This window comes from Kitasatospora sp. NPDC057965, assembly GCF_042887135.1.
Classification (GTDB): Bacteria; Actinomycetota; Actinomycetes; order Streptomycetales; family Streptomycetaceae; genus Kitasatospora.
On record NZ_JBHVPZ010000023.1, the window covers coordinates 126050 to 148369 of the forward strand.

Consider the following 22320-nt stretch of genomic DNA (forward strand, 5'->3'; position numbering starts at 1 on the left):
AGGCAGCACAGCGCACGGAGCACCACATGCACCCCTTCCTCGACCACCCGGGGCCGCTCGCCTTCGCCCACCGGGGCGGCGACCTCGGCCGTCCGGAGAACTCGCTCGCCGCCTTCGAGGCCGCCGTCGCCCTCGGGTACCGGTACCTGGAGACGGATGTGCACGCCACCTCCGACGGCGTGCTGGTGGCCTTCCACGACCACCGGCTCGACCGGGTCACCGATCGCACCGGGGCGGTCGCCGAACTGCCCTGGCGCACCGTCCGCCAGGCCCGGATCGGCGGCACCGAGCCGGTCCCGCTGCTGGAGGACCTGCTCGACGCCTTCCCCGACGCCCGCTTCAACATCGACGTCAAGGCGATGCCGGCCGTCGCCCCGCTGGTCGAGACCGTCCGCCGGACCGCCGCCTGGGACCGGGTCTGCGTCGGCGGCTTCTCCGACGCCCGGCTCGCCGCCGTCCGCGCCGCCGCCGGGCCACGGCTGGCCACCTCGCTCGGCCCGCGCGAGGTCGCCCGGCTGCGGCTGCGCTCACTGGCCGGGCCGCTGCTGCGCGGTGACGGGGCGCCGTGGGCCGGCGTCTGCGCGCAGGTGCCCGAGCGGCACCGGGGCGTGCAGGTGGTCGACCGGGCCTTCGTCCGCGCCGCGCACCGCCTGGGCCTGCAGGTTCACGTCTGGACCGTGGACGACGCCACACGCATCCGCGCTCTGCTCGACCTGGGGGTGGATGGCATCATGGCCGATCGCATCGACGTCCTGCGCGACGTCCTCCGCGAGCGCGGCCGCTGGACCCCCGGCGGCGACGGCTCCAGCACGGGGATTGGAACACCATGAGCACCACGACCCACCGGCCGGAGCCCCCGGCGACCGCCACCGACGACGGCCGCGCACTGCGCCGCATACAGGTCGGCTGGTACATCAACGACTGGGCCAACGCGGCCTTCTCCGCCACCGTGCTGACGGTGTTCCTCGGACCGTACCTGACCTCGGTCGCCAAGGAGGCCGCCGACGCCAACGGCGATGTGCACCCCTTCGGCCTGGCGATCCGGGCCGGCTCCTTCTTCCCCTACACGGTCTCCTTCTCCGTGCTGCTGTCGGTCGGCGCGATGCTGCTGGCCGGGACGGTCGCCGACCGGACCGGGCGGCACAAGGAGCTGATGGGCGGCTTCGCGTACCTCGGCGCCGCCGCCACGATGGGCATGTTCTTCCTCGGCGGCGACCGCTACCTGCTCGGCGGCGCGCTGCTGGTCGTCGCCAACCTCGCCTACGCGGTGTCGGTCGCGCTCTCCTACGCCTACCTGCCGGGCCTGGCCTCGCCCGACGAGCGCGACGCGGTGTCCTCCAAGGGCTGGGCGTACGGGTACGCGGGCGGCGGGCTGCTGCTGATCGCCAACCTGGCGCTGTTCCAGGGGCACGAGGCCTTCGGGCTCTCCGAGGGCACCGCGGTGCGGATCTGCCTGGCCTCGGCGGGCCTGTGGTGGGCGCTGTTCACCATCGTGCCGATGCTCCGGCTGCCGTCCCGGGCCGGGGTGCTCCCCGGACACCCGCCGAAGGCCGTCGAGGCCGGGGCCGGGACCGGGACCGGGACAGAGCCCGCCGCCGGCAGCCTGCGGGAGCTCGGCCGGACCCTGCGCGGCATGCGGCGCCACCCGCTCACCCTGCTCTACCTGGCCGCCTTCCTCTGCTACAACGACGGCATCCAGACCGTCGTCTCACAGGCCTCCCTGTTCGGCAGCGAGGAGCTGGGCATGGACCAGACCTCGCTGGTCACCGCGGTGCTGCTGGTACAGGTCGTGGCGATCGCCGGCGCGCTGCTGCTCGGCCGGATCGCCCACCGCTACGGCGCCAAGCGGACCATCCTGGGCTCCCTGGTCGGCTGGGTGGTCACGCTCGCCCTCGGCTACTTCATGCCGGCCCATCAGCCGGCCTGGTTCTACGCGCTGGCCTGCATGATCGGCCTGGTGCTCGGCGGCAGCCAGGCGCTGTCGCGCTCGCTGTTCTCGCACCTGATCCCGCCGGGCAAGGAGGCCGAGTACTTCAGCCTCTACAAGGTCAGCGACCGCGGCACCAGCTGGATGGGGCCGCTGGTGTTCGGCCTCGCCTACCAGGTCACCGGCAGCTACCGGTCGGCGATCATCTCGCTGCTGGTGTTCTTCGTGATCGGCTTCGCCGTGCTGCTGAAGGTGCCCGTGCGGCGGGCGATCGAGGCCGTCGGCAACCCGGTGCCCGAGCGCCTCTGACCGCCCGCCGGACCGGACGCCCGCCGGACCGGACGCCCGCAGGCTCGGGCGTCCGCGGCCCGGGCGTCCGCGGCCCGGGCGTCCGTCGGGCTCAGGCGCCGGTGGCCGGCTTCCAGCCGAGGGCCGGGGCCAGGACGGTGGCGATGTCGGTGAGGATCTGCACGTAGTCCTCGTGGCCGAAGGTGAACGGCAGCGCGAAGACCGCCTCGTCCACCTCCCGGAACCCGGCGTGGGCGTACAGCTGCTCGGCGATCTCGGCGGAGCTGCCGACGAGGTCGCGGGCGAACATCACCCGCGACGGACCCTGCGGGGTCGCGGTGCGGGCGGTGCGGCTGCGGGCGTACTCCTGGTAGCGCGCCCGCTGACCGGCGGTGGCGCTGTCGGTGGGGATCACCACCAGGCCCTGCGAGACCCGGGCCCGCGCGCCCAGCGGGTGGTGCGCGCGGAAGGCGACGATCTGCGAGCGCTGGATCTCGGCGAAGTCCTCCGACTCCTCCGCCCGCACGACGTTGCTGGTGAGCAGGCCGAGCCCCTGCTCACCGGCCCAGCGGGCGGAGCGCAGGCTCCCGCCGCCGTACCAGAGCCGGTCCGCCAGGCCGGGCGAGACGGGCTGGACCTTGTCCGAGTACACCTCGATGCCCTCGACCCCGCTGAAGTCGGTGGCCGGCTCGCCCCGCAGGAAGCCCAGCAGCCGGCTCACCCGCCGGTAGCCGAAGTCCTCGGCCTCGGCGGTGTCCGGGTAGAGCGCCCCGGCCACCTGCTCCCAGTGGCCGGGCCGCCCGATGCTCACGCCCGGGTTGAGCCGGCCGCCGGAGAGCAGGTCGGTGGTGGCGAGGTCCTCGGCCAGTCGCAGCGGGTTCTCCCAGCCGACCGGGATGACCGCCGTGCCCAGCTGGATGCGCCGGGTGCGCTGGGTGGCCGCCGCGAGCACGGCGACCGGGGAGGAGATGCCGTGCTGCAGGTGACGGTGGCGCACCCAGGCGCTGTCGAAGCCCAGCTGCTCGCCGAGTTCGATGAGCTGCAGCGTGGACTCGTGGCCGCGGGCCGGGTCGGCCGGGTCGAACAGCCCGATGGTCAGGAATCCCAGTTTCCGCAGGGGCTGGTCGTGGGTCGGCACCGGTGTCCTCTTTCTTCGGCTCAACCCGCCCGGCGGGTGACGGGACGGGCGTGCCGTCCACCGTCACACACCGCCCGGGGCCGCTCAAGGGCCGCCGGAGGATCGCCACGGGGCGCAACACGCGTGTCACGTTCCCGCAGCGGTTCCGGCGGCGTCCTCGGGCGGGGTGGTGACCCCGGGAGCGGTGAGCGGCGGCGCCCCGGGGACAGCGGCGCCCCCGGACGCGGGTCAGCCCCGGGCGAGCAGCTGAAGGGTGTCGATGACGCGGTTGGAGAAGCCCCACTCGTTGTCGTACCAGGCGACCACCTTGACGTGCTTGCCGTCGACCCGGGTGAGGGCGGCGTCGAAGATCGAGGAGGCGGGCTCGCCGGTGATGTCGCTGGAGACCAGCGGCTCGTCGGCGTAGTCGAGGATGCCCTTCAGCCGGCCGTCGGCGGCGGCGCGGTAGGCGGCGAGCACCTCGTCGCGGGTGACCTCGCGCTCGACCGTGGTGTTCAGCTCGACGATCGAGCCGACCGGGACCGGTACCCGGATCGAGTCGCCGGAGAGCTTGCCGTCGAGGTTCGGCAGTACCAGGCCGATCGCCTTGGCGGCGCCGGTGGTGGTCGGCACGATGTTGACGCCGGCGGCGCGGGCGCGGCGCTGGTCGCGGTGCGGGCCGTCCTGGAGGTTCTGCTCCTGGGTGTAGGCGTGCACGGTGGTCATGAAGCCGTGCTCGATGCCGGCCAGTTCGTCCAGCACCGCGGCCAGCGGGGCCAGGGCGTTGGTGGTGCAGGAGGCGTTCGAGACGATCACGTGCTCGGCCGGGTCGTACTCGTCGGTGTTCACGCCGTAGGCCAGGGTGACGTCCGCGCCGTCGGACGGGGCGCTCACCAGGACCTTCCGGGCACCGGCCTTGAGGTGGGCGCGGGCGGCCTCGGCGGAGGTGAACCGGCCGGTGGCCTCCAGCACGATGTCCACACCGAGCTCGGCCCACGGCAGCTCGGCGGGGTCGCGCTCGGCGAGCACCTTGATCCGGCGGCCGTCGACGACCAGTTCGTCCCCCTCGACCGCGACCGGGCGGCGGAATCGGCCGAGCGAGCTGTCGAAGCGGAGCAGGTGGGCGAGCGCGTCGACGGAGGTGAGGTCGTTGATCGCGACCACCTCCAGCTCGCTGCCGCGCTCCACCAGGGCGCGCAGGCTGTTGCGGCCGATGCGGCCGAAGCCGTTGATGGCGATGCGGGTCATGAGGGCTCCCTGGGTCGTGCCGGGTGGTCCGGGTGTGTCCGTCCGTTTGATGACGGTTCAATCATCCGAAAATCGGAAGGTCCCGGACAGGGGCCGGATCGACATGGTGCGCAAGGATCCCGCCAGACACCTTGCCATCGAGCGCAAGGATCCCGCCACGGGCGGCTGCACCCGGGGTGCAGCCGCCACCAGCGCCGTCCGGCCCTAGACCGGCGTCGACATGTAGACCGCGCGCCGCCCGTAGGAGGCGGGGACGGCCACCTCCCGGTGCGCGCGGTAGCCGAGCAGGCGCAGCAGGATGTCCGCCCCGCGCACCGCGACCATCGAGATCCGTTCGAAGCCCAGCTCCTGCGCCCGTGCCCGGAAGTACCGCATGAACTCCAGCGCGACCTCCCGGCCGCGCAGGTCCTCGGCGATCACCAGGTCGTGCACGTGCAGGTTGCTCGACTCGAACGCCGCGCTCTCCGGGCCGGCGAGGTCCGGGCAGCGCAGCGGCGGGTACGGCAGGCTCAGCAGGTAGCCGCGGACCGTGCCGTCCTGCTCCAGCACGAAGCAGGTCTCCGGCGAGCCGACGGCGCGGGACTGCAGTGCCTCCCGGCCCTCCGACAGGCCGTCGGCCGCGTAGGCGTCGTGCTCCAGCGCGACCACGGCGTCCCAGTCCTCGTCGGTCAGCCGCCGGATCCGGAGGTCCTCGATCACCGGGCCGGGACCTCCGAAGCGGCGCCGAGCCCCTCCGCGCGGGAGGCGGCCACCAGCGGCGCCCAGGCCTCGATCAGCACCGCCCAGCGCCGCGCGTCCTCCTGCGCCTCGTCCAGGAGCTGCTCGCGCTGCCCGGCGACCACGTCCGCGAGCTCGGCGTACTTGCCGCCCAGCTTGCGGTAGGAGCGGTCCAGGACGTCCAGGCAGTGCTCGTTCCCGGCCCGGTCCCAGTCGATGCTGCCGCGGACCAGGTCGAGGATCGGCTCGACCTTCAGCCCGTTCCGCTCGTCCAGCAGCCCGCGGCCGAGGTCGATCATCCCGCCGTAGACCGGGTACAGGTACAGCATCGAGAGCAGCAGCTTCACGAACCCCATCTGATAGGGAATGAAGCCGGCTCCGGTGCGGCGCTCGGGCGTGTAGTAGTTGACGATGTGCCGGTTGTGGATGACGGCGGGCATCCGGGCGTGGACCAGGGCGTGCAGCAGGGCGTAGTCGCAGCCGAGGGTCTTGATCGAGGGCAGCAGCGGCAGCACCTCGTAGGCCCGGTGGTCCAGGGCGACGTTGCACATGAAGACGTTCCAGATGTCGGGCGCGCCGAGCACGGATTCGTCGGCCGTGAACGGCTCGGTGCCGGTGCCCTTGAAGGAGACGTCCACCATCGCGTCGCGGTCCTCGTCCGGCCACACCGGCGGGGTCCACAGGCGCACCACGTCGCGGTAGACGGCCGGGTCCAGCTCGCGGATCTCGCCGATGTCCACGTTGAGTTCGCCCATGAAGGAGCCGCTGACCAGCAGCACCGGCATGTCGGCGTCGGCCGGGTCGAGTTCGGAGCGGGTCACGCCGGCCGCCGCCTCGCCCGCCGGGCGGCCGATCGAGAGCAGCTCGTGGTGGATCGGGAAGATCTTCCGACCGTCGAGGACCTGGAAGTCGGCGTCGTCGTTGCGCAGGTGCGCCGAGGTGCAGCCCAGGGCGGCGGCGCCCAGGAAGATCCGGTTGACGCAGGAGCCGTACGCGACGGCCGGCGGGAGCATCATGTCGAGCAGCAGCTCGGGGTCGGCGGCGCCGGAGCGCTCGGCCACCCGGCGGAAGAACTCCCGCTGCTGCGCCTCGTCGAGGTGGTGGACGAACACGCCCGGGGTGAGGGGCAGGGAGGCCACGGCCGCCGCGTTCTTCGCGACTCCGGCGGCGTCGGTGGTGTCGAGGACGAGGAGGTGCACCTCGACCCCGAAGTTCGCGACGGCGTAGGCCGCCTCCTCGGCGAGGTCCACGATGGTGCCGGGACAGGGGCGCATGGTGGGCAGGGCGAGGCAGACTTTTTGCATGGGTGCGCGCTTCTCCGTCTGATCGTCAAATGCGGTGTGACGGTGCGGAGTCGGGATCGCGCGGGTGTCCCGGACGGCGACTCGGACCGGCCCGTCCGACCGCGATGGACTAGACCACTTTTGAGGTCAACGATCGACGATGCGGGCCCCCCGCGGGACGGAACCGGTCCTTCTCTGCCCGATCGGGCACCGAACGCGGCACGGACGTCCGGACCCGCGCGCTCACCCCTCCGAGCGGGCCGCGAAGGTGTGGCGGTACTCGGTGGGCGAGGTGCCGAGGACGCGGTGGAAGTGCAGCCGCAGGTTCGCCCCCGTGCCGAGCCCGACGCGGTCGGCGATCTGCTCCACCCCCAGGTCGGTGCGCTCCAGCAGCTCGCGCGCCAGGTCCACCCGGGCCCGCAGCACCCACTGCATGGGCGTGTAGCCGGTGTCCTCCACGAACCGCCGCGAGAAGGTGCGCGCGGAGACCCGGGCGTGCCGGGCCAGCCCCTCCAGCGTCAGCGACTCGGCAAGGTGCCCCAGGGCCCACTCCCGGGTGTCGGCGAAGAGGTCGCCCAGCGGCTCGGGCACGCTGCGCGGCACGTACTGGGCCTGGCCGCCGCTGCGGTAGGGCGCGGCCACCAGCCGCCGCGCCACGTGGTTGGACAGGCCCACCCCGTGGTCGCGCCGCACCAGGTGCAGGCAGAGGTCGATGCCGGAGGCCGCGCCGGCCGAGGTGAGCACCGCGCCCTCGTCCACGAACAGCACGTTCTCGTCGACCCTGATCCGCGGATGGCGCTCCGCCAGGATCTTGGCGTAGTGCCAGTGGGTGGTCGCCCGCTTGCCGTCGAGCAGCCCGGTGGCCGCCAGCGCGAACGCCCCGGTGGAGATCGCGGCCAGCCGGGCGCCGCGGGCGTGCGCGGCCACCAGTGCCTCGACGACGGCCGCCGGGGGTTCGGTGGTGGCCGGGTCGCGGTAGCCGGGCACGAAGACGGTGTCGGCGTGCTCGACCGCCTCCAGGCCCTCGGCCACGTGGTAGGAGAGGCCGTCGCCGCCGGCCACCAGCCCGGGCGCCGGGCCGCAGACCCGCACCGTGTAGGGCATGCTCGGCCGGCTGGAGAACACCTGGGCGGGGATGCCCACGTCCAGCGGCTTCGCGCCCTCCAGGACCAGCACGGCCACCTGGTGCTTCCTGCGGCCCATCGGACCCTCTCCACTCCCCCGCGGTGCCGACGGACGCCGCGGCGCGCCCCGGCCGGTCCGATACCGGCCGCAAGCATCCTGCCATCGGCGGGATGCTGTGGCCGGGTCGGGCCGGGCGCGTCGCCGGATCGGGCGACCGGGCGGGGCGGGCGGGCCGGGCGGGCGGCTCGGGTGACCGTCAGGGACCGGCGGGGGCGGTGGCCGGGGCGGGGCGGGGCGCGAGGCCGGTGAGGGCCTCGGCCTTCACCAGCCAGGCGACACCGAAGGCGAACACCGAGACCGCCTCGCCCAGGTAGGGCACCGTCAGCGGCCAGTCCCGGGCCAGGTGGAGCACCCCGGCCACGGCGACCGCCCCGATGCCCGCCACGATCACCCAGCCGCAGACCAGGTAGATCCGGTCCCGCGCCGGGCGGCGGCCGCCGGTGGTCGGCGAGTCCGCGAAGAGCCGCAGGCAGAAGTACGCCAGGACGCCGAACAGCCCCGCGGCGAACGCGAGATGGAGCACACCGACGACCCTCTGGAGATCGCTCGGGTGCGCGGCGACGGAGGCCGGCGGCTCGACGGGGAAGAGCGCCACCCCGATCGCCAGCACCCCGGCCACCGAACTGAGCCGGTCCTCGCGGCGGTCGTGGCGGTAGCAGATGAGGAAGACGCCGATGGCGCACAGACCGCCGACGAAGACGTTGCGCATGTGGGTGTAGTAGGAGGCGCTCATCGAGTCGAGCAGGGCGATCCGGGCGGAGGTGAGGCTGTTGCCGACGGGCAGCACGATCGGCAGGAGGAAGCCGAGGAGACCGACCCCGAGGCGCAGCCGGCGCACGGTGCGCACGTCCTGGGCCGGTGGGTCGGCGGGGGGCCCGGCTTCGGCGGGGGGTCGGGCTTCGGCGGGGATGCGGGCTTCGGCGGGGATGCGGGCGGTCATGACGAGGCCTCCTTGAACGAGCCGAGGCTGTCGAACCGCGGCCGGGGGCCGGCGGTCGCGGCAGGGTGATACCCGCGCCACGCCGCCCGCGAACCGCTTCCCGCCTGCCGTTCTGACCGTCCGTCACCGTGTCGTGACCCGGAGTCGGGTCAGCCGACCGGCCGGATCAGCTCCTCGATCGGCTGGGCCCGGCGCAGCGGCTCGAAGCGCACCGCTCCCCCGGCGTCCACCGTGAAGCCGTGCACGGCCGGCTCGGGCAGGCTGTTGTACTGGAAGTGGGTCGTCGCGTAGTACGCGCCGGTGTCCAGCAGCGCGACCAGGTCGCCCGGCTCCAGCGGCGGCAGCGGACGGTTCCTGGCGAGCAGGTCGCCGGCGAAGCAGCAGGGTCCGGCGACGTCCTGCGGCACCGGGTCGCCGCCGTCCTTGGCGGCGCCCGAGGGGTGGTGCGCGGTGATCCGCAGCGGCCAGGCGTCCGGCATGAACACCGTCCGGGTGGCGACCTGGGCGCCGGCGTGGGTGACGGCGATCCGCCGGCCCCCGGACTCCTTGGTGTACTCGACGTACGCGGCGGTGAAGCCGTTCTTGGCGAGCAGCGAGCGGCCGAACTCGGTGGCGAGCCGGTAGCGGCCGTCGAACAGCGCCGGGGCGTGCGCCCGCAGCCGCCCGACGTAGTCGGCGTAGCCGGGGGTGGTGGTGTCGTCGGCGAAGTTGACGGGCAGTCCGCCGCCGAGGTCGATGCCCTCCACCTGGCGGCGGCCCAGCTCGGCGTTGACCCGCTCGGCGAAGGCGACGGCCTGGGCGACGCCCTCGGCCATCAGGTCCAGCGGGCAGCCCTGCGAGCCGACGTGCACATGGATCCAGCTGAGCCAGGGGCGCGCGCGGAACGCCTCCACCAGCCGCTCGGCGTTGCCCTCGTCGGCCAGGGCGATGCCGAACTTGGAGGTGGGGGTGGCGGTGCTCATCGCCCCGATGCTGCCCGCGCCGATCTGCGGATTGACCCGCACGCCGATCCGGGAGGCGGAGGCACCGGCCCGCAGGAGGTCGTCGACCCGTTCGAGCTCCTGCCAGTTGTCGACGTTGACGGCGGCGCCGAGTTCCAGCGCCCGGACCAGCTCCCGTCGGGTCTTGGCGGGCGAGTCGAAGACGATTCGCGCGGGGTCGAAGCCGGCCGCCAGGGCCTGCGCGAACTCACCCGGGCTGGCCACCTCGCAGCCCATGCCCAGCCCGCGCAGCCGGGCCAGCAGCGGGACCAGGCAGTTCGCCTTCGCCGCGAAGGTGTGCAGCACCTCGACCTCGGGCGGGAAGGCGGCGCGCAGCTCGGCGACGCTCGCGGCCACGCCGTCGAGGTCGACGAAGACGGCGAGCAGCGCGTCCTCCGGGTCGAGCAGCCGGCGGCGGACGGCCTCGCGCAGGACGAGTTCGCGGCGGGCGGCGGCGCCCGGGCCGGTGGCGGGCGAGCCGGTGGCGGGCGAGCCGGTGGCGGGCTGGGGAAGGGTCATGGTGTCGCGCTCCACGGGCTCGTCGGGCGGTCGGGGGCCTGACGGCGACCGGGTGGTCACGCCGCCGGACGCCCGGGGCCGGGGACGGGGTGGCCCCGGGCGTGGCACCAGGCTGCCCGGCCGGCGGCGACCACGTCTTCGTCCCACGGCGCGGATTTCCGGGGACGGCCCCGCGTCACCCGGCCGGACGCCGCCGCCGGAACCGCCGGATCGGTGCCCGACGGCGAACGCGGGGCCGGAGCACCGTCGCGTGCGACCAATCGCTCACGCCGGGAGAATCGGAGCAGTGCTAGGAATTGTCGACCCCGCCGGCCGAAATGCACGGCGCCGGAAAACGCCTGTCACCTGCTAGGCATGTCGCGGTCGCAGTGGTTCTCCCCGGGGCTGCCGCCCGCCGCTCGTACCGGGCCTACGGGTGGTACACGACCTCCGGGAAGGCCTTCGACGGTCCGTCGAGCAGGTTGCCGCAGTGCCGGTTGCGCAGGTGGAGGTCGAAGAAGGCGCGCGGGTAGGTCTGTTGGATGAGGACGCCGCGGTCGGGGTCGAGGGTGCCGACCGCGGACTGGATCTGCTGCTCGGTCATGCCGATCAGCCTGCCCGCCTGGGGGATCAGCGCCATGTTGTCGCCGTACGAGACGTGCAGGGCGCCGGTGGCCTGGACATCGAGGCGCCAGCCGCGCAGGTGGCCCCAGAAGGTCTCGACGTACGGGCTGGCGGCCCGGGTGTAGGTGGCGGTCATCATCATGAACGGCCGGTCGATGTCGGTGGTGATGGCGGGGTTCGACTCCATCCGGCCGTCCAGGGTGAGACCGGCGCGGATCCGCCGGTCGGCGACCATGGCGAGGGCGGCGGCGGTGCCGCCCTTGGACCAGCCGGAGACACCGATGTTCCGGGCGTCCAGGCCGCCGAGCAGGCCGGCCGGCAGGGCGCGGCCGTCGACGTCGGGATTGCGCCCGTTGGCGAGGTCGACGACACGTTCGAGCAGGAAGAGCAGGTCGGCCGCGTAGTCCTTCGGGTACAGCCCGGGGGCGACGCCGTCCCGGGTGACGACGGTCCCGTCCGGGAACTCGGTGATGCCGTCGTGGGTGTGGTCGACGGTGACGACGGCGAAGCCGTGGCTGGCCAACTCCTGCACCATGATGGTGTGGTCGCCGCGGTGACCGCCCGCGCCGTGCGAGTAGAGGACGACGGGCAGCGGCCGGCCGGTCCGGTGGACGGGCGCGCCCTGGTGGCCGGCGGTGAGCGGGACGAGCTCGGGAGGGAGCGGGAAGCCGATGTCGTCGAGGAAGGCTTTCAGGGCGCCCTCGGTCATCCAGGGGGCGAGCGGGTAGGCGTCGGGGTTCGCGAGCCGGGCCGGGTACCAGACGGTGGCCATCAGCTCGCGGAACCTTCCGGGCCTGGCGTTCGGGTCGAGCCGCGATTCGTCGCGCAGGTGCAGCGGCACCATGCCCACCGGGAAGGGGCCGGTGGGAGCGGGCAGGGTGAGCCGCTCGGGCGAGCCGGTGCCGGCGGAGGAAGTGCCGGCGGGGATGGCGCCGGCGGCGGCGGCGGGAGCGGCCGAGGCCGTGCGGGCCAGGCCCAACGGCGCGATGACGTTCAGGGCGAGGGCGGCGCCCAGCAGACGGCGGCGGGTCGGTCCGGTACGGCCTGCGATCGGCGCGATGTCCATCGGCGTGGTGTCCATGCGCCGAACACTGTCACTCGGGGCGGATGGGCCGCATCGGCCCACCGAATGACGCTCCGCCACCTGGAACCGGCCCACGGGATGACAACCCCGGGCTGATGCGGAACGGACGGGTGCGGGCGGGGTCCACCTCGGCGACCGGAACGCGGCCGGGGCGGGGACGTTCAGCGAGGCGGTGACACCGCCGGTTCGAGCAGCGACAGCGTCCGCTGCCGGGCGTCGAGGCCGACGCGGAGGCCGACCGGCATCGGCAGGTTCGGGCCCGCGTGCCCGAACTCGACGTTGCCCAGGACCGGGATGTCGCGGTCGCCGAGGACGTCGAGCACGATCTCGCGCAGGGTCGGGGAGGCGCCTGGTTCGAGTCCGCCGATCTCGTGCGGGACTCCCACGACCATGCCGGCGATCCGGTCGAGGATGCCGCAGTGCCGCAGCACCTGCAGATAGCTCCACACGTACGACGCCAGGCCGCCCGTCTCCTCCCAGAACAGCACCGCGCCGTCGAAGCGTTCGAGCGGCAGCGCGAAGGGCGTGGCCTGTGCCAGCACGATGCGGTTGATCACCCCGCCGATCAGCCGGCCCTCTGCGCGGCCGGGGCGCCAGCACTCCCACGACGGGCTCGTGGGCAGTGCGCCGATCGCCTCGGTGCCGGTCAGCAGCCCGGTGTAGAGCCTCTCCAGTTCCGCTCGGCGCGCCGGGGGCGCGGACCGCCAGTGGCCACCGAAGCCGGGGACGGCCATGTCGGCGTGGAACCCCACCAGGCCCGTGCGGGCGTGGAGCACCAGGTGCAGCAGGGAGATGTCGCTGTAGCCGAGGATCGGCTTGGGGTCGGCCCTGACCGCCTCGACGTCGATCAGGTCGAGGTAGCCGAGCGCCGTCTGGCCGCCGTCGCTCGCGACGATCGCGCGCACCTCGGGGTCACGCAGCAGGCCGTTGAGCTCCCCGGCGATCTCCGTCGGGGTGGCCGCGCTCCACCAGCGGCGGCGCCCGGCGTCGAGCAGCGGGGCCCGGCGCACCCGGAATCCCATCCGTTCGAGCACCGCCACCGTCCGCTCGACGTTGGGCTCGTACGCGGCCGGCAGCGGTCCTGACAGCGCCGCGATGACCACGAGGTCCCCGGGCCTCAGGGCGCGCGGTCGAAGCAGTCGGTGCGGTGCGGCTCCGGTCATGGCGTCAGTGTCGCCGGTGCCGTCCGTGGGGTCACGCGGGTTTCGCCCGGCGACGTCAGTCGCGTTCGGCGGCGTCCAGGGCGAGCAGGCGCAGGTGGAGCTGGGCGAGCAGCCGGGCGTCCGGGTCGTCCAGGTCGATGCCGCAGACCTTCTCCGCCTTCTGCTTGCGGTAGCGGAAGGTGCTGGCGGGCACGGCCAGGGCGGCGGCGGCCCGAGCGCTGTCCCCGGCGTGCTCCAGATAGGCGCGCAGGGTGTCGAGCAGCACCTCCTCCCCCGGTTTCGCCGCGTGGGCCACCAGCCGGGCCACCGAGCTCTCCGGCGCGGGCGCCAGGTGGGCCCGCAGCGCGTCCAGGGCGGTCAGCAGGGCGACGGTGTCGGCGAGTTCGCCGATGCCGGCGGCGGGCGGCGGGTTCGGCGAGCGGCCGAGGCGCAGGGCGCGCAGTGCCTGCTCGGCGGTGCGGCAGGAGTCCGCGGCCCGGTCGAGGGCGGCCCGGACCTCGCCGATGCCGATCCGTACCGGCCGGCCGAGTTCCGCCGACAGCTCCGGCGCGAGCGCGCCCGCCAGCCGGGAGAGCCGGGCGGCGGCCTGCCGCGGATCGCGTTCCAGACCGCCGAGCAGCACCCGGGCGCCGCCGTCGGCGGCCACCGCCACCGCGGCGTGGCCGCGCCGGGCGCAGGCGGCGTGCGCCGAACGGGCCAGCCGCCCTCCGCTGACCGGGGCGGCGCCGGAGGGCCGGGGATCCGGCCCGGGGGCGAGGGCGAGCGCCAGCACCGCGCAGGGCTCGGCCGGCGGCAGTCCGGTGCGGGCGGCCAGGACGTCCGCCGAACCGCGCCCCGCCAGCAGGGCGCGCGCCGCTTCCAGCACCAGTTCGCGCTGCCCGGTGCGGCGGGCCCGGTCGTGCAGCAGGTGCGGCGCCGCGATCCGGGCCGCCGCCCGCAGCGCCTCGGTGACGGTCGGCGGCAGCGGGCAGCCGGTCGGCGCGACCCACAGCGAGCCGAGCACCTCCTCGCCGGCCCGTACCGCGACGGCGGCGCGCTCGGGGGCGGTGCCGTCGGCCCGGCGGTGCAGCGCGCCCGGGGTGCGGCGCAGCAGCGCGTAGAAGCCGTCCTCGCGCATCGCCGCCCGGCGTTCGGCCGGCACCCGGCGGGCCAGGATGGTGGAGCGGCGGATGTCGTCGACGTCCCGGTTGTTGGAGGAGTAGGCGAGCACCCGGGAGTCGGGGCTCTCGATCGTCACCGCGCCGCCCACCAGCGCGGCGAGCGCCTCGGCGAGCGCGTCCAGGTCGCCGAGCGGCACATTGGCCGCCTCGGCCTCCTCGGCGACGGCGAGTCCGGCCCGCAGGGTGCCGATCAGCTGCGCCCAGTCGGCCCAGGTCCGGCGGAACAGCAGGGCGGTGCCGGCCTCGTCGGCGGCGGTCCGCAGCGCGTCGTTGGGCGGGCCGGCGCCCTCCTCGCGGAAGACCACCCCGGCGGCCCGGTCGCGCCCCGCGGCGCGGACCAGTGCCACGGCCCGCTCCGAGCGCGGGTCGAGCCCGACGGCCACCAGCAGGGTGCCCGGGTCCGCCCCGGGTTCCGCCCGGTCGAACACCTCCAGCCCCGTCACCGGCGCGTCCAGCCCCAGCGGGGCGAGGCCGACCTCCACGACCGCCTCGGCGAGTGCCGCCACCCCCCGCAAGGTCCGCTCCGCCACCCGCCGCTCCTCCCCTGCCCGTCCCGGCGCATGAACACCTGAGCACACGAACATACGAACCCGCGAACGCACGAGCCCACGACCGTACGAACGCCCAGTATGGCGCGCGGCCGAAGGCCCGTCACGGCGTCCGCGGGGCGCGGCCGCTACCCGGCGGCGGGGCGTCGAACCCTCAGCGTTTCGGCCAACTTGTCAGCCCTGTGCATGACACCCAGGTGCCCCGTGTATGAACTGCTCGTACACCGATCAAGGGCGAGGACATGAGAATCCCCACAGACAGCCCCCACCGCTCCGTCTCCGCACCGGTCGCCGACGACGTCCCCGGAGAGGCCATGCCACCGCGCTTCGCCTATGCGCTGGTGGCAGCGGTCACGGTCGGGCTCACCGTCATCGGAGCCGTCAACCTCGCGAAGCGCACCCACGACCGGGCCGGGCTGTGCTTCGCCCTGCTGATCGTGCTCTGCTGCTTCGCCATCCAGCTGTACAACTGTCACCCCAGCGCCCTGCGCGCCCCGCGCCGGAACACCGCCGTGCTGATCGGCGTCCAGGCCGTGCTGACCTTCCTGACCCTGCCCCTCACCGGGGTCCTGTCCGGCAACCTGAGCGGCTTCCTCGGTGGCGCGATCCTGATCGCGCTGCGCGGCGCACCGCTCGCCTGGGCGCTCTTCGCGCTCGTGAACGTCACGGTGCTGGCGCTCTCCCCGCACCAGCACCGGGGCCTCGCACCGCTGTACCTGGAGCTCTCCTCGCTGGCCGTCGGCGTGCTCACCTACGGCCTGAGCGCCCTGTGCGACCTGGTGCACCGCCAGCACGAGGCCCGGCGGCGGGCGACCCAGATCGCCGTCTCCAGCGAACGGCTCCGGTTCTCCCGCGACCTGCACGACCTGCTGGGCTACAGCCTCTCGGCCATCACGCTGAAGATCGAGCTGATCCAGCGCCTGGTCGGCACCGACGACGGCCGGGCCCACGCCGAGCTGCGGGACACCCTCGCGCTCGCCCGCCAGGCGCTGGCCGACGTCAGGGCGGTGGCCACCGGGCCGCAGGCGATGTCACTGGAACGCGAACTCCAGGTGGTGCGCGGAACGCTGGAGACGGCCGGGCTCAAGGTCGAGATCGACGGACACCCGCCGCAGAAGCTCGACGAGCAGGTGGGCACCAGCCTGTCCATCGTGCTGCGCGAGGCCGTCACCAATCTGCTGCGCCACAGCAACGCCACCCGGTGCACCGTCATCTTCAGCGAACGGGCCGACCGGGTCCACCTCTGGGTGGCCAACAACGGCGCCCGGACACCGCCTCCGGACAGCCGGACGCGGCGCGGCGTCGGGCTGCGCAACCTCGCCGCGCGGCTGGCGCTGAGCGGCGGCACCGTCACCACGACGGTCCGCGGCGAGTGGTACTGGCTGCACGTCGAGTGCCCGATGCGCCCCGGCCGAGGCCCCGGGCCGCGCACGTCCGCCACGGACCCGTGCGGGGCGGCCGCCTGAGCCGGGCCCGGGCGGGGTGCCGCCCGGGCCCGGACCGCGCGGCGCCCGCCGGCCCGCTCCGACACGGTTCGAGCCGCAATCTAGGCGCCCCCCGAACACTCGGTGGTCGAAGAGACCCACCGGGGACATCGGAGGCGCCGCAGTGGAAGCGCAGCACCGGCTGACGCCGCAGATCAAGCAGTACGAGGAGTTCGCGACCGGCGAGGTGCGCTGGCTGCCGTACGTGATGTTCTTCAACCGGCCGGGCTACCGCTCCCCGGTGGTGAACACCGACGCCGGAGGGTTCCGCGTCTCGCACGGGAGCGCCGGGCCGGTCTCGCTGCTCGGGACGGTGCCCGAGGAGCCCGTGGGGGTCGTGCTCGGCGCCTCCCCCGCGTTCGGCTTCGGCGCGAGCGGGGACGCCTGGACGATCCCCTCGCTGCTCTCCCGCGGCCCGCGGGCCCGGCCGTGGCTCAATCTGGCGGCGCCGGCCTTCAACTCCACCCAGGAGGCGGCGCTCTTCCAACTGCACCGGCACCGGCTGCCGGCGGTGCGCGACGTGGTGGTCTTCTCGGGGCTCAACAACCTCGTGGTGGCCGGGCTGCCGCAAGCCGACGGCGACTACCCGCAGTTCTTCTTCTCCGGCGAGTTCTTCGGCCAGCTCGGCGCGCCCGACCTCGGGCAGCGGATGGGCCAGCCGGGCTGGGCCCGGGGCAGGCTCGGCCGGGTCGCCAAGCGGCTGGGCCGGCCGGAGGAGGCCGCGGACACCGCGGGCACCGTTCCCGACCCCGCCGCACGCGTCGAGACCGCCGTCCGGCACGCCGCCCGCGACCTGCGCACCCTCGCCGACCTGGTGGCCCCGCTCGGGGCGCGGCTGCACTACGTGCTGCAGCCCACCGCCACCTGGACCCGCAAGCCCTTCACCGCCGAGGAGCGGGCGCTGATCGACGAGGCCGGCGCCGAGCGCGCGGGCATGTGGAACCTGTTCGCCCCGGTTCTCGACCCGGCCGTGCACGAGGTGTACGCCGAACGGCTGGAGGCCGTCTGCAAGGAGGCCGGCGTCCCGTTCCTGGACGCCAACGCGGCCCTCGCGGCCTCGCCGGCCGCCGAGCAGTGGCTCTTCGTCGACCAGGTCCATCTGACCGACCGCGGCCACGAGGTGACCGCGGAGCTGCTGCGCGCCGCGTTCGACCTCTGAGCCCGGCCCGCGCCCCGCGCCCCGCGTCACCGTCCCGTCCCGTCCCGTCCCGTCCGCGGACACCTGCACCGACAGCCACGCCCACACCCACGCCCACACCCACACCGCAGCAGCAGGGAGCCGAACCGTGTTCCGGAAGATCGTCGCGCTGTTCCGCCGGCGCCGCCGCAAGCGTCGCAACGACAGCTCCATCTACCCGATGTTCTGACCCGACCGACGCCGAGAACGGAGGGGCGCGGTACGCCATGACCAACGCAGCCGCCCAGCCCGAGCCCGACCACCGCATCCTGTACCTGCGCGCGCTCGACCCCGAAGGGGACCTGCCGCTGCGGCCCGCGGACCTGGAACCGGTCCGGGCGGCCCTCTCGGCCGCCGGCCGCACCGGGGACACCGCCCCCGGCCGGCCGGCGGACCCCGAGGAACTGACCGCGACCGCCCGCGCCTGGGCGGCCGCGGCGGGAGAGGACTTCGCCCGGGCCCTGGCCGGGCCCGACAACGGCCCGGCCGTCCGGTGCGTGCTGCTGAACTGCGCGCCGCTGGCCCTGTCCGCCGGCGCGTGGCTCCAGTGGCTCTCCAGCTCCGGCAACGCCGAGACCCCGCTCGCCCTGCGGGTGCTCACCCTGTACGCCGCCGACGTCGGTGTCGGCTACGCCGAGGCGGACCGCGGCTCCGACTACAGCCGCCTGCTGCACCGCCACCGCGTCGAGGAACCGCTCGCCCGGACCCGGCTGGCCGCCAACGAGCGGGTCGAGACCTTCAGCTTCCGGCTGCCGGCCATGCTGCTCGCGCTCAGCCGGCTGCCCGGCGCGTTCCTGCCCGAACTGCTGGGCGCCGACCTCTGCCTGCGCTCGGTCGGCCTGCTGCCCCCGCTGGCCGCCCTCGGCCCCGAGGTCCTGGACCGGGACGAGGCGCTGACCCTGGACCTCGGCGCCGCGCGCGGCGAGCCCACCGCGACGGCGCTGGAGCTGTCCACCGCCGCCGCCCGCCAGTACCTGGCGGAGAACGGCCCGGCCGGCGCGGAGCGGCTGCGCCGCGGCTTCCACTGGGCGCTCGACGAACTGCGCCGCTGGTGCGCGGCGCTGCTCGACGAGACCCGGCTCTCCCGGCACCCCGACTACGAGGTGTGGCGGCTGATCTGCGCCCGGGCCCGTCAGGCCGCCGTCTACCACGCCCGGTACAAGCTGGCGGGCCGCCCGCTGGCCGCGTGGTTCGCCGACCCGGGGGCCGGGCCCGGCCCGTTCCTCGACGCCCTGGCGGCCAGCCCGCTGGTCCGCCCGGGCCGGCCCGACGCCAGCCCCCTGCTGCGCGGCCTGATCGGCCCCAAGGGCCCGATGTTCCGGATCTTCACCCCGGCCGAGATCGCCGTGCTGCGCCGCTGGATCGCCGCGCTGCCCACCGGCGGCGCCGCCGCGGCCGGCGAGGGGGCCGGCGAGGGGGCACCGGCTCCGGACGACCGGAAGGCGCTGCACCGGGCCCAGCGCTCCTGGTACCTGCACCACGAGCACCCGGCCCCGGCCCCCACCGCGCCCGACGCGGCCCCGCTGCCGAGGATCGGCGTCCGGGCCGCCTACCGTGCGCTGCTGTCCCGCACGGACACCCCGGGCCTGCGCCGGTACGCGTACGACTACGCCCGGCGCTGGCTGGCCCGTTCGCGCTACGGACTGGACCGCGCCCCGCAGCAGCTGCCCGCCGTGCGACCGGGCGCGGGCGGCCTGCGGGAGTGGCTGGACCGGGCGCACGACCGGCACGGCAGCGAGTTCGCCGAGCGCAGCGTGCCGCTGCCCGACCGGGCCGACCTCGTCGACTCCACGCTCCAGCTGGCCCCGCTGATCATGATCGACGGCGGCTGGCTGCAGGGGTTCACCGACTACCGGCTGGCCTCGTCCCACTGCGGCCAGTTCCTGTTCCGCACCTACTGGGACGAACTCGGCAACGGCGAGTGGGAGTTGAACCACCCGAAGATCTACCGGGACCTGATCGCCACGATGGGCTTCGAACTTCCGCCCACCGGGTCCGCCGCGTTCGCCGAGTGGCCGGGCTTCCGGGAGGAGTCCTTCGCGCTCCCGGTCTACTGGCTGAGCGTCTCCCGGTTCCCGCAGCGCTTCCAGCCCGAGATCCTCGGCCTCAACCTCGCCATGGAGCTCTCCGGTGTGGGCGGCAGCTACCGCAGCGCCCGGGCGGCACTGAAGCACCACGGCTTCAGCACCCAGTTCGTCGACCTGCACAACACCATCGACAACGTCGCCACCGGCCACTCCGCCTGGGCGGCGGACGCGATCGACAGCTACCTGGCCGACCTGCCCGGGGCGGTCGGCCCCCAGCAGGAGGCCGCGGTGTGGGAGCGCGTCCGGGCCGGCTACCGGTCCCTGAACCCGCCCGAGGGCACCGTGCCCGACCTGTACGCCGCACTGAACGTCACGTTGAAGAACCCGAATTGAGGAGCGGACCGGTGGCCACCACAGTGCTCGGCATCTCGGCCTACTACCACGACAGCGCCGCCGCGCTGGTCGGCGCGGACGGCATCGCGGCGGCCGCCCAGGAGGAGCGGTTCAGCCGTCGGCGGCACGACTCCGCCTTCCCCGCGCAGGCCGTGCGCTACTGCCTCGACGAGGCCGGGCTGACGCTGGGCGACATCGACGCGATCGCCTACTACGAGGACCCGGCGCGCAAGTTCCGCCGGGTGCTCGCCACCTACGCGGCGACCGCGCCGCACACCTGGAGCTCCTTCCGGGAGGTCATGCCCGCCTGGCTCGGCTGGAAGGCGCGCACCCTGGACACCGTGCGCGAGGAACTGCGCGGACTGGGCCTGGGCGCGGTGCCGCCGGTACGGCGCTTCGGCCACCACCAGTCGCACGCCGCCTCGGCCTTCCTGCCGAGCCCCTACGAGTCCGCCGCGGTGCTCTGCGTCGACGGCGTCGGCGAGTGGACCACCACCTCGCTGTGGCACGGCACCGGGCAGCGCGTCGAACCGGTGGCCGAACTGCGGTTCCCGCACTCGCTCGGCCTGCTGTACTCCGCCTTCACCTACTTCTGCGGCTTCAAGGTGGACTCCGGCGAGTACAAGCTGATGGGCCTGGCCCCGTACGGTAAGCCGGTGTACGCCCGGCTGATCCGGGAGCGGCTGATCGACCTGAAGCCGGACGGCTCGTTCCACCTCGACACCGACTGGTTCGAGTACCTGCACGGCCACGTGATGACCGGCCGGCGGTTCGAGGAGCTGTTCGGCGGGCCCCGCCGGCAGTCCGAAGCCCCGCTCACCGAGCGGGAGTTCGATCTGGCCGCGTCCGTCCAGGAGGTCACCGAGGAGGTGATGCTCCGGCTGGCCCGCACCGCCCGCGAGCGGACCGGCGAGCGCCGGCTCTGCCTGGCCGGCGGCGTGGCGCTCAACTGCGTGGCGAACGGCCGGATCGTCGAGGAGGGGATCTTCGACGAGGTCTGGATCCAGCCCGCCGCCGGGGACGCCGGCGGCGCCCTCGGGGCCGCCCTGCTGGCCCAGCGCGCCGCCCGTCCGCACACCCGCACCGGCCGCGACGCGATGCGCTCCTCCCGGCTCGGCCCGGGCTACGACAACGACCGGATCGCGGCCTACTTCGACGCCAACGCCGTGCCGTACACCCGGCTGACCCCGGAGGAGCTGTCCGGGCGGGTCGCCGAACAGCTCGCCGAGGGCAAGGTGGTGGGCTGGTTCCAGGGCCGGATGGAGTTCGGCCCGCGTGCCCTCGGCGGCCGCTCGATCCTGGGCGACCCGCGCAACCCGGCGATGCAGTCGGTGATGAACCAGAAGATCAAGTTCCGCGAGTCCTTCCGCCCCTTCGCCCCGATCGTGCTGGCCGAGGACGCCGAGGAGTACTTCAAGCTCTCCCAGCCCAGCCCCTACATGCTCATCGTGGCCCAGGTGGCCGAACAGCAGCGGCTGGAGTCGGACGGCACCGCGCGCGGCCTGGACCGGCTCAGGAGCGCCCGCTCCACGATCCCCGCCGTGACCCATGTCGACCACTCCGCCCGGATCCAGACCGTCACCGCGGAGGCCGACCCCCGACTGCACCGGCTGCTCGGCGACTTCAAGGAGCGGACCGGCTGCCCCGTGCTGGTCAACACCTCCTTCAACGTGCGCGGCGAGCCGATCGTGACGAGCCCCGAGGACGCCTACCGCTGCTTCATGCGCACCGACATCGACACGCTCGCCATCGGCGACTTCCTGCTCACCAAGGCCGAGCAGCCGGCCTGGACCGAGGAGGGCGACTGGCGCGACGAGATCCCGCTCGACTGACCGCCCGGCACCACGACCGCCCCTCGGCCCCCTCCAGGAAGGACGACCCCGATGAGCACCACCCCGCCGAGCACCACCGCGCCGAGCAACACCGCGCCGAGCAGCACCACCCTGGGCCACACCGCGCTGGGCGCCGCCCGCCGCGCCGGCCTGCAACTCCTGCTCCTGCTCGCCTACGTGTTGGTGTTCACCCCGGTCGGGCTCGTCGCCCGGCGTTTCCGCGACCCGCTCGACCGCGCGGTGGACCGCACGGCCACCAGCTACTGGATCACGTCCTGACGGAGGGCCGGCGTGCCTAAGCGCACTGACATCAAGTCCGTCCTGGTGATCGGTTCCGGTCCGATCGTGATCGGTCAGGCCGCCGAGTTCGACTACTCGGGCACGCAGGCGTGTCGGGTCCTGAAGGCCGAGGGCCTGCGGGTCGTGCTGGTGAACTCGAACCCGGCGACGATCATGACCGATCCCGAGGTCGCGGACGCCACCTATGTGGAGCCGATCACCCCGGAGTTCGTCGAGAAGATCATCGCGAAGGAGCGCCCCGACGCGCTGCTGCCGACGCTGGGCGGCCAGACCGCGCTGAACACGGCGATCTCGCTGCACGCGGCGGGGACGCTGGAGAAGTACGGTGTCGAGCTGATCGGCGCG

The 22320-nt window shown here is 74.3% G+C and carries 17 protein-coding genes and 1 pseudogene; 8 read left to right on the plus strand and 10 right to left on the minus strand.

Translation table 11 applies throughout. The features are described 5' to 3' along the window. The first annotated feature begins 26 nt into the window (after positions 1-26). Positions 27-830 carry a glycerophosphodiester phosphodiesterase gene (locus ACFVVU_RS27560; RefSeq protein ID WP_387792895.1) on the plus strand — a complete coding sequence of 268 codons (804 nt, stop codon included), beginning with the start codon at positions 27-29 and terminating at the stop codon, positions 828-830. After that, positions 827-2236: an MFS transporter gene (locus tag ACFVVU_RS27565; RefSeq protein WP_387792897.1), complete on the plus strand. Its 1410-nt coding sequence runs from the start codon at positions 827-829 to the stop codon at positions 2234-2236. The genes ACFVVU_RS27560 and ACFVVU_RS27565 overlap by 4 nt, the downstream gene beginning before the upstream one ends. A 91-nt stretch (positions 2237-2327) precedes the next feature. Here the strand turns inward: ACFVVU_RS27565 and ACFVVU_RS27570 are convergent, their stop codons facing one another. From ACFVVU_RS27570 to ACFVVU_RS27615, 10 genes are all read right to left on the minus strand, one after another. Beyond that, a complete protein-coding gene (locus tag ACFVVU_RS27570; protein ID WP_380682085.1) occupies positions 2328-3353 on the minus strand; it encodes an LLM class flavin-dependent oxidoreductase in 1026 nt (341 codons plus the stop codon). Between the two features lie 228 nt (positions 3354-3581). Further along, the gene (gene gap, locus ACFVVU_RS27575) at positions 3582-4580 is read right to left on the minus strand and encodes a type I glyceraldehyde-3-phosphate dehydrogenase (RefSeq protein WP_380682086.1); all 999 of its coding nucleotides are present in this window, start codon (positions 4578-4580) and stop codon (positions 3582-3584) included. A gap of 204 nt (positions 4581-4784) precedes the next feature. Continuing rightward, positions 4785-5279 carry a GNAT family N-acetyltransferase gene (locus ACFVVU_RS27580; RefSeq protein WP_380682087.1) on the minus strand — a complete coding sequence of 165 codons (495 nt, stop codon included), beginning with the start codon at positions 5277-5279 and terminating at the stop codon, positions 4785-4787. Beyond that, on the minus strand, positions 5276-6601 hold the full coding sequence (locus tag ACFVVU_RS27585; protein ID WP_387792899.1) for a DUF6271 family protein: 1326 nt from the start codon (positions 6599-6601) through the stop codon (positions 5276-5278). Before ACFVVU_RS27585 ends, ACFVVU_RS27580 begins: the two co-directional genes overlap by 4 nt. A 222-nt stretch (positions 6602-6823) precedes the next feature. Further along, on the minus strand, positions 6824-7783 hold the full coding sequence (locus ACFVVU_RS27590) for a GlxA family transcriptional regulator (protein ID WP_380682089.1): 960 nt from the start codon (positions 7781-7783) through the stop codon (positions 6824-6826). A gap of 178 nt (positions 7784-7961) precedes the next feature. Then, on the minus strand, positions 7962-8705 hold the full coding sequence (locus tag ACFVVU_RS27595; RefSeq protein ID WP_387792902.1) for a DUF998 domain-containing protein: 744 nt from the start codon (positions 8703-8705) through the stop codon (positions 7962-7964). Between the two features lie 149 nt (positions 8706-8854). Beyond that, positions 8855-10204: a diaminopimelate decarboxylase gene (locus ACFVVU_RS27600; protein ID WP_387792904.1), complete on the minus strand. Its 1350-nt coding sequence runs from the start codon at positions 10202-10204 to the stop codon at positions 8855-8857. A gap of 409 nt (positions 10205-10613) precedes the next feature. Then, positions 10614-11888, minus strand: coding sequence for an alpha/beta hydrolase family protein (locus ACFVVU_RS27605; RefSeq protein ID WP_387792906.1), 1275 nt, complete (start codon positions 11886-11888; stop codon positions 10614-10616). Between the two features lie 164 nt (positions 11889-12052). Continuing rightward, positions 12053-13054, minus strand: coding sequence for an LD-carboxypeptidase (locus ACFVVU_RS27610; RefSeq protein ID WP_387792907.1), 1002 nt, complete (start codon positions 13052-13054; stop codon positions 12053-12055). A 55-nt stretch (positions 13055-13109) separates the two neighbouring features. Then, positions 13110-14744, minus strand: coding sequence for a helix-turn-helix domain-containing protein (locus tag ACFVVU_RS27615; RefSeq protein ID WP_387792909.1), 1635 nt, complete (start codon positions 14742-14744; stop codon positions 13110-13112). 260 nt (positions 14745-15004) lie between these two features. On the opposite strand from ACFVVU_RS27615, the gene ACFVVU_RS27620 reads away from it, so the two are divergent. The 6 genes and pseudogenes from ACFVVU_RS27620 to carB all read left to right on the plus strand — a co-directional run. Continuing rightward, the gene (locus ACFVVU_RS27620; RefSeq protein ID WP_380682095.1) at positions 15005-16228 is read left to right on the plus strand and encodes a sensor histidine kinase; all 1224 of its coding nucleotides are present in this window, start codon (positions 15005-15007) and stop codon (positions 16226-16228) included. Positions 16229-16370: 142 nt separating this feature from the next. Further along, the gene (locus ACFVVU_RS27625; protein WP_380682096.1) at positions 16371-17405 is read left to right on the plus strand and encodes an IopA; all 1035 of its coding nucleotides are present in this window, start codon (positions 16371-16373) and stop codon (positions 17403-17405) included. Between the two features lie 245 nt (positions 17406-17650). Further along, a complete protein-coding gene (locus ACFVVU_RS27630; RefSeq protein WP_387792912.1) occupies positions 17651-19843 on the plus strand; it encodes an iron-containing redox enzyme family protein in 2193 nt (730 codons plus the stop codon). An 11-nt stretch (positions 19844-19854) separates the two neighbouring features. Beyond that, positions 19855-21675, plus strand: a complete 1821-nt coding sequence (locus tag ACFVVU_RS27635) for a carbamoyltransferase (protein ID WP_380682098.1) — start codon at positions 19855-19857, stop codon at positions 21673-21675. A gap of 51 nt (positions 21676-21726) precedes the next feature. Further along, complete coding sequence (locus ACFVVU_RS27640; RefSeq protein ID WP_387792914.1) at positions 21727-21954, plus strand: hypothetical protein; 228 nt, start codon at positions 21727-21729, stop codon at positions 21952-21954. Between the two features lie 12 nt (positions 21955-21966). Further along, positions 21967-22320: pseudogene (carB, locus tag ACFVVU_RS27645) on the plus strand (carbamoyl phosphate synthase large subunit); the annotation flags it as partial.

What these genes read in the sequence shown, in the direction of transcription:
- ACFVVU_RS27595 (WP_387792902.1), bottom strand. Translation starts at nt 8,705, where the DNA reads ATGACCGCCCGCATCCCCGCCGAAGCCCGCATCCCCGCCGAAGCCCGA.
- ACFVVU_RS27620 (WP_380682095.1), top strand. Translation starts at nt 15,005, where the DNA reads ATGAGAATCCCCACAGACAGCCCCCACCGCTCCGTCTCCGCACCGGTC.
- ACFVVU_RS27560 (WP_387792895.1), top strand. Translation starts at nt 27, where the DNA reads ATGCACCCCTTCCTCGACCACCCGGGGCCGCTCGCCTTCGCCCACCGG.
- ACFVVU_RS27610 (WP_387792907.1), bottom strand. Translation starts at nt 13,054, where the DNA reads ATGACCGGAGCCGCACCGCACCGACTGCTTCGACCGCGCGCCCTGAGG.
- ACFVVU_RS27600 (WP_387792904.1), bottom strand. Translation starts at nt 10,204, where the DNA reads ATGACCCTTCCCCAGCCCGCCACCGGCTCGCCCGCCACCGGCTCGCCC.
- ACFVVU_RS27585 (WP_387792899.1), bottom strand. Translation starts at nt 6,601, where the DNA reads ATGCAAAAAGTCTGCCTCGCCCTGCCCACCATGCGCCCCTGTCCCGGC.
- ACFVVU_RS27565 (WP_387792897.1), top strand. Translation starts at nt 827, where the DNA reads ATGAGCACCACGACCCACCGGCCGGAGCCCCCGGCGACCGCCACCGAC.
- ACFVVU_RS27605 (WP_387792906.1), bottom strand. Translation starts at nt 11,888, where the DNA reads ATGGACACCACGCCGATGGACATCGCGCCGATCGCAGGCCGTACCGGA.
- ACFVVU_RS27590 (WP_380682089.1), bottom strand. Translation starts at nt 7,783, where the DNA reads ATGGGCCGCAGGAAGCACCAGGTGGCCGTGCTGGTCCTGGAGGGCGCG.
- ACFVVU_RS27630 (WP_387792912.1), top strand. Translation starts at nt 17,651, where the DNA reads ATGACCAACGCAGCCGCCCAGCCCGAGCCCGACCACCGCATCCTGTAC.
- ACFVVU_RS27640 (WP_387792914.1), top strand. Translation starts at nt 21,727, where the DNA reads ATGAGCACCACCCCGCCGAGCACCACCGCGCCGAGCAACACCGCGCCG.
- gap (WP_380682086.1), bottom strand. Translation starts at nt 4,580, where the DNA reads ATGACCCGCATCGCCATCAACGGCTTCGGCCGCATCGGCCGCAACAGC.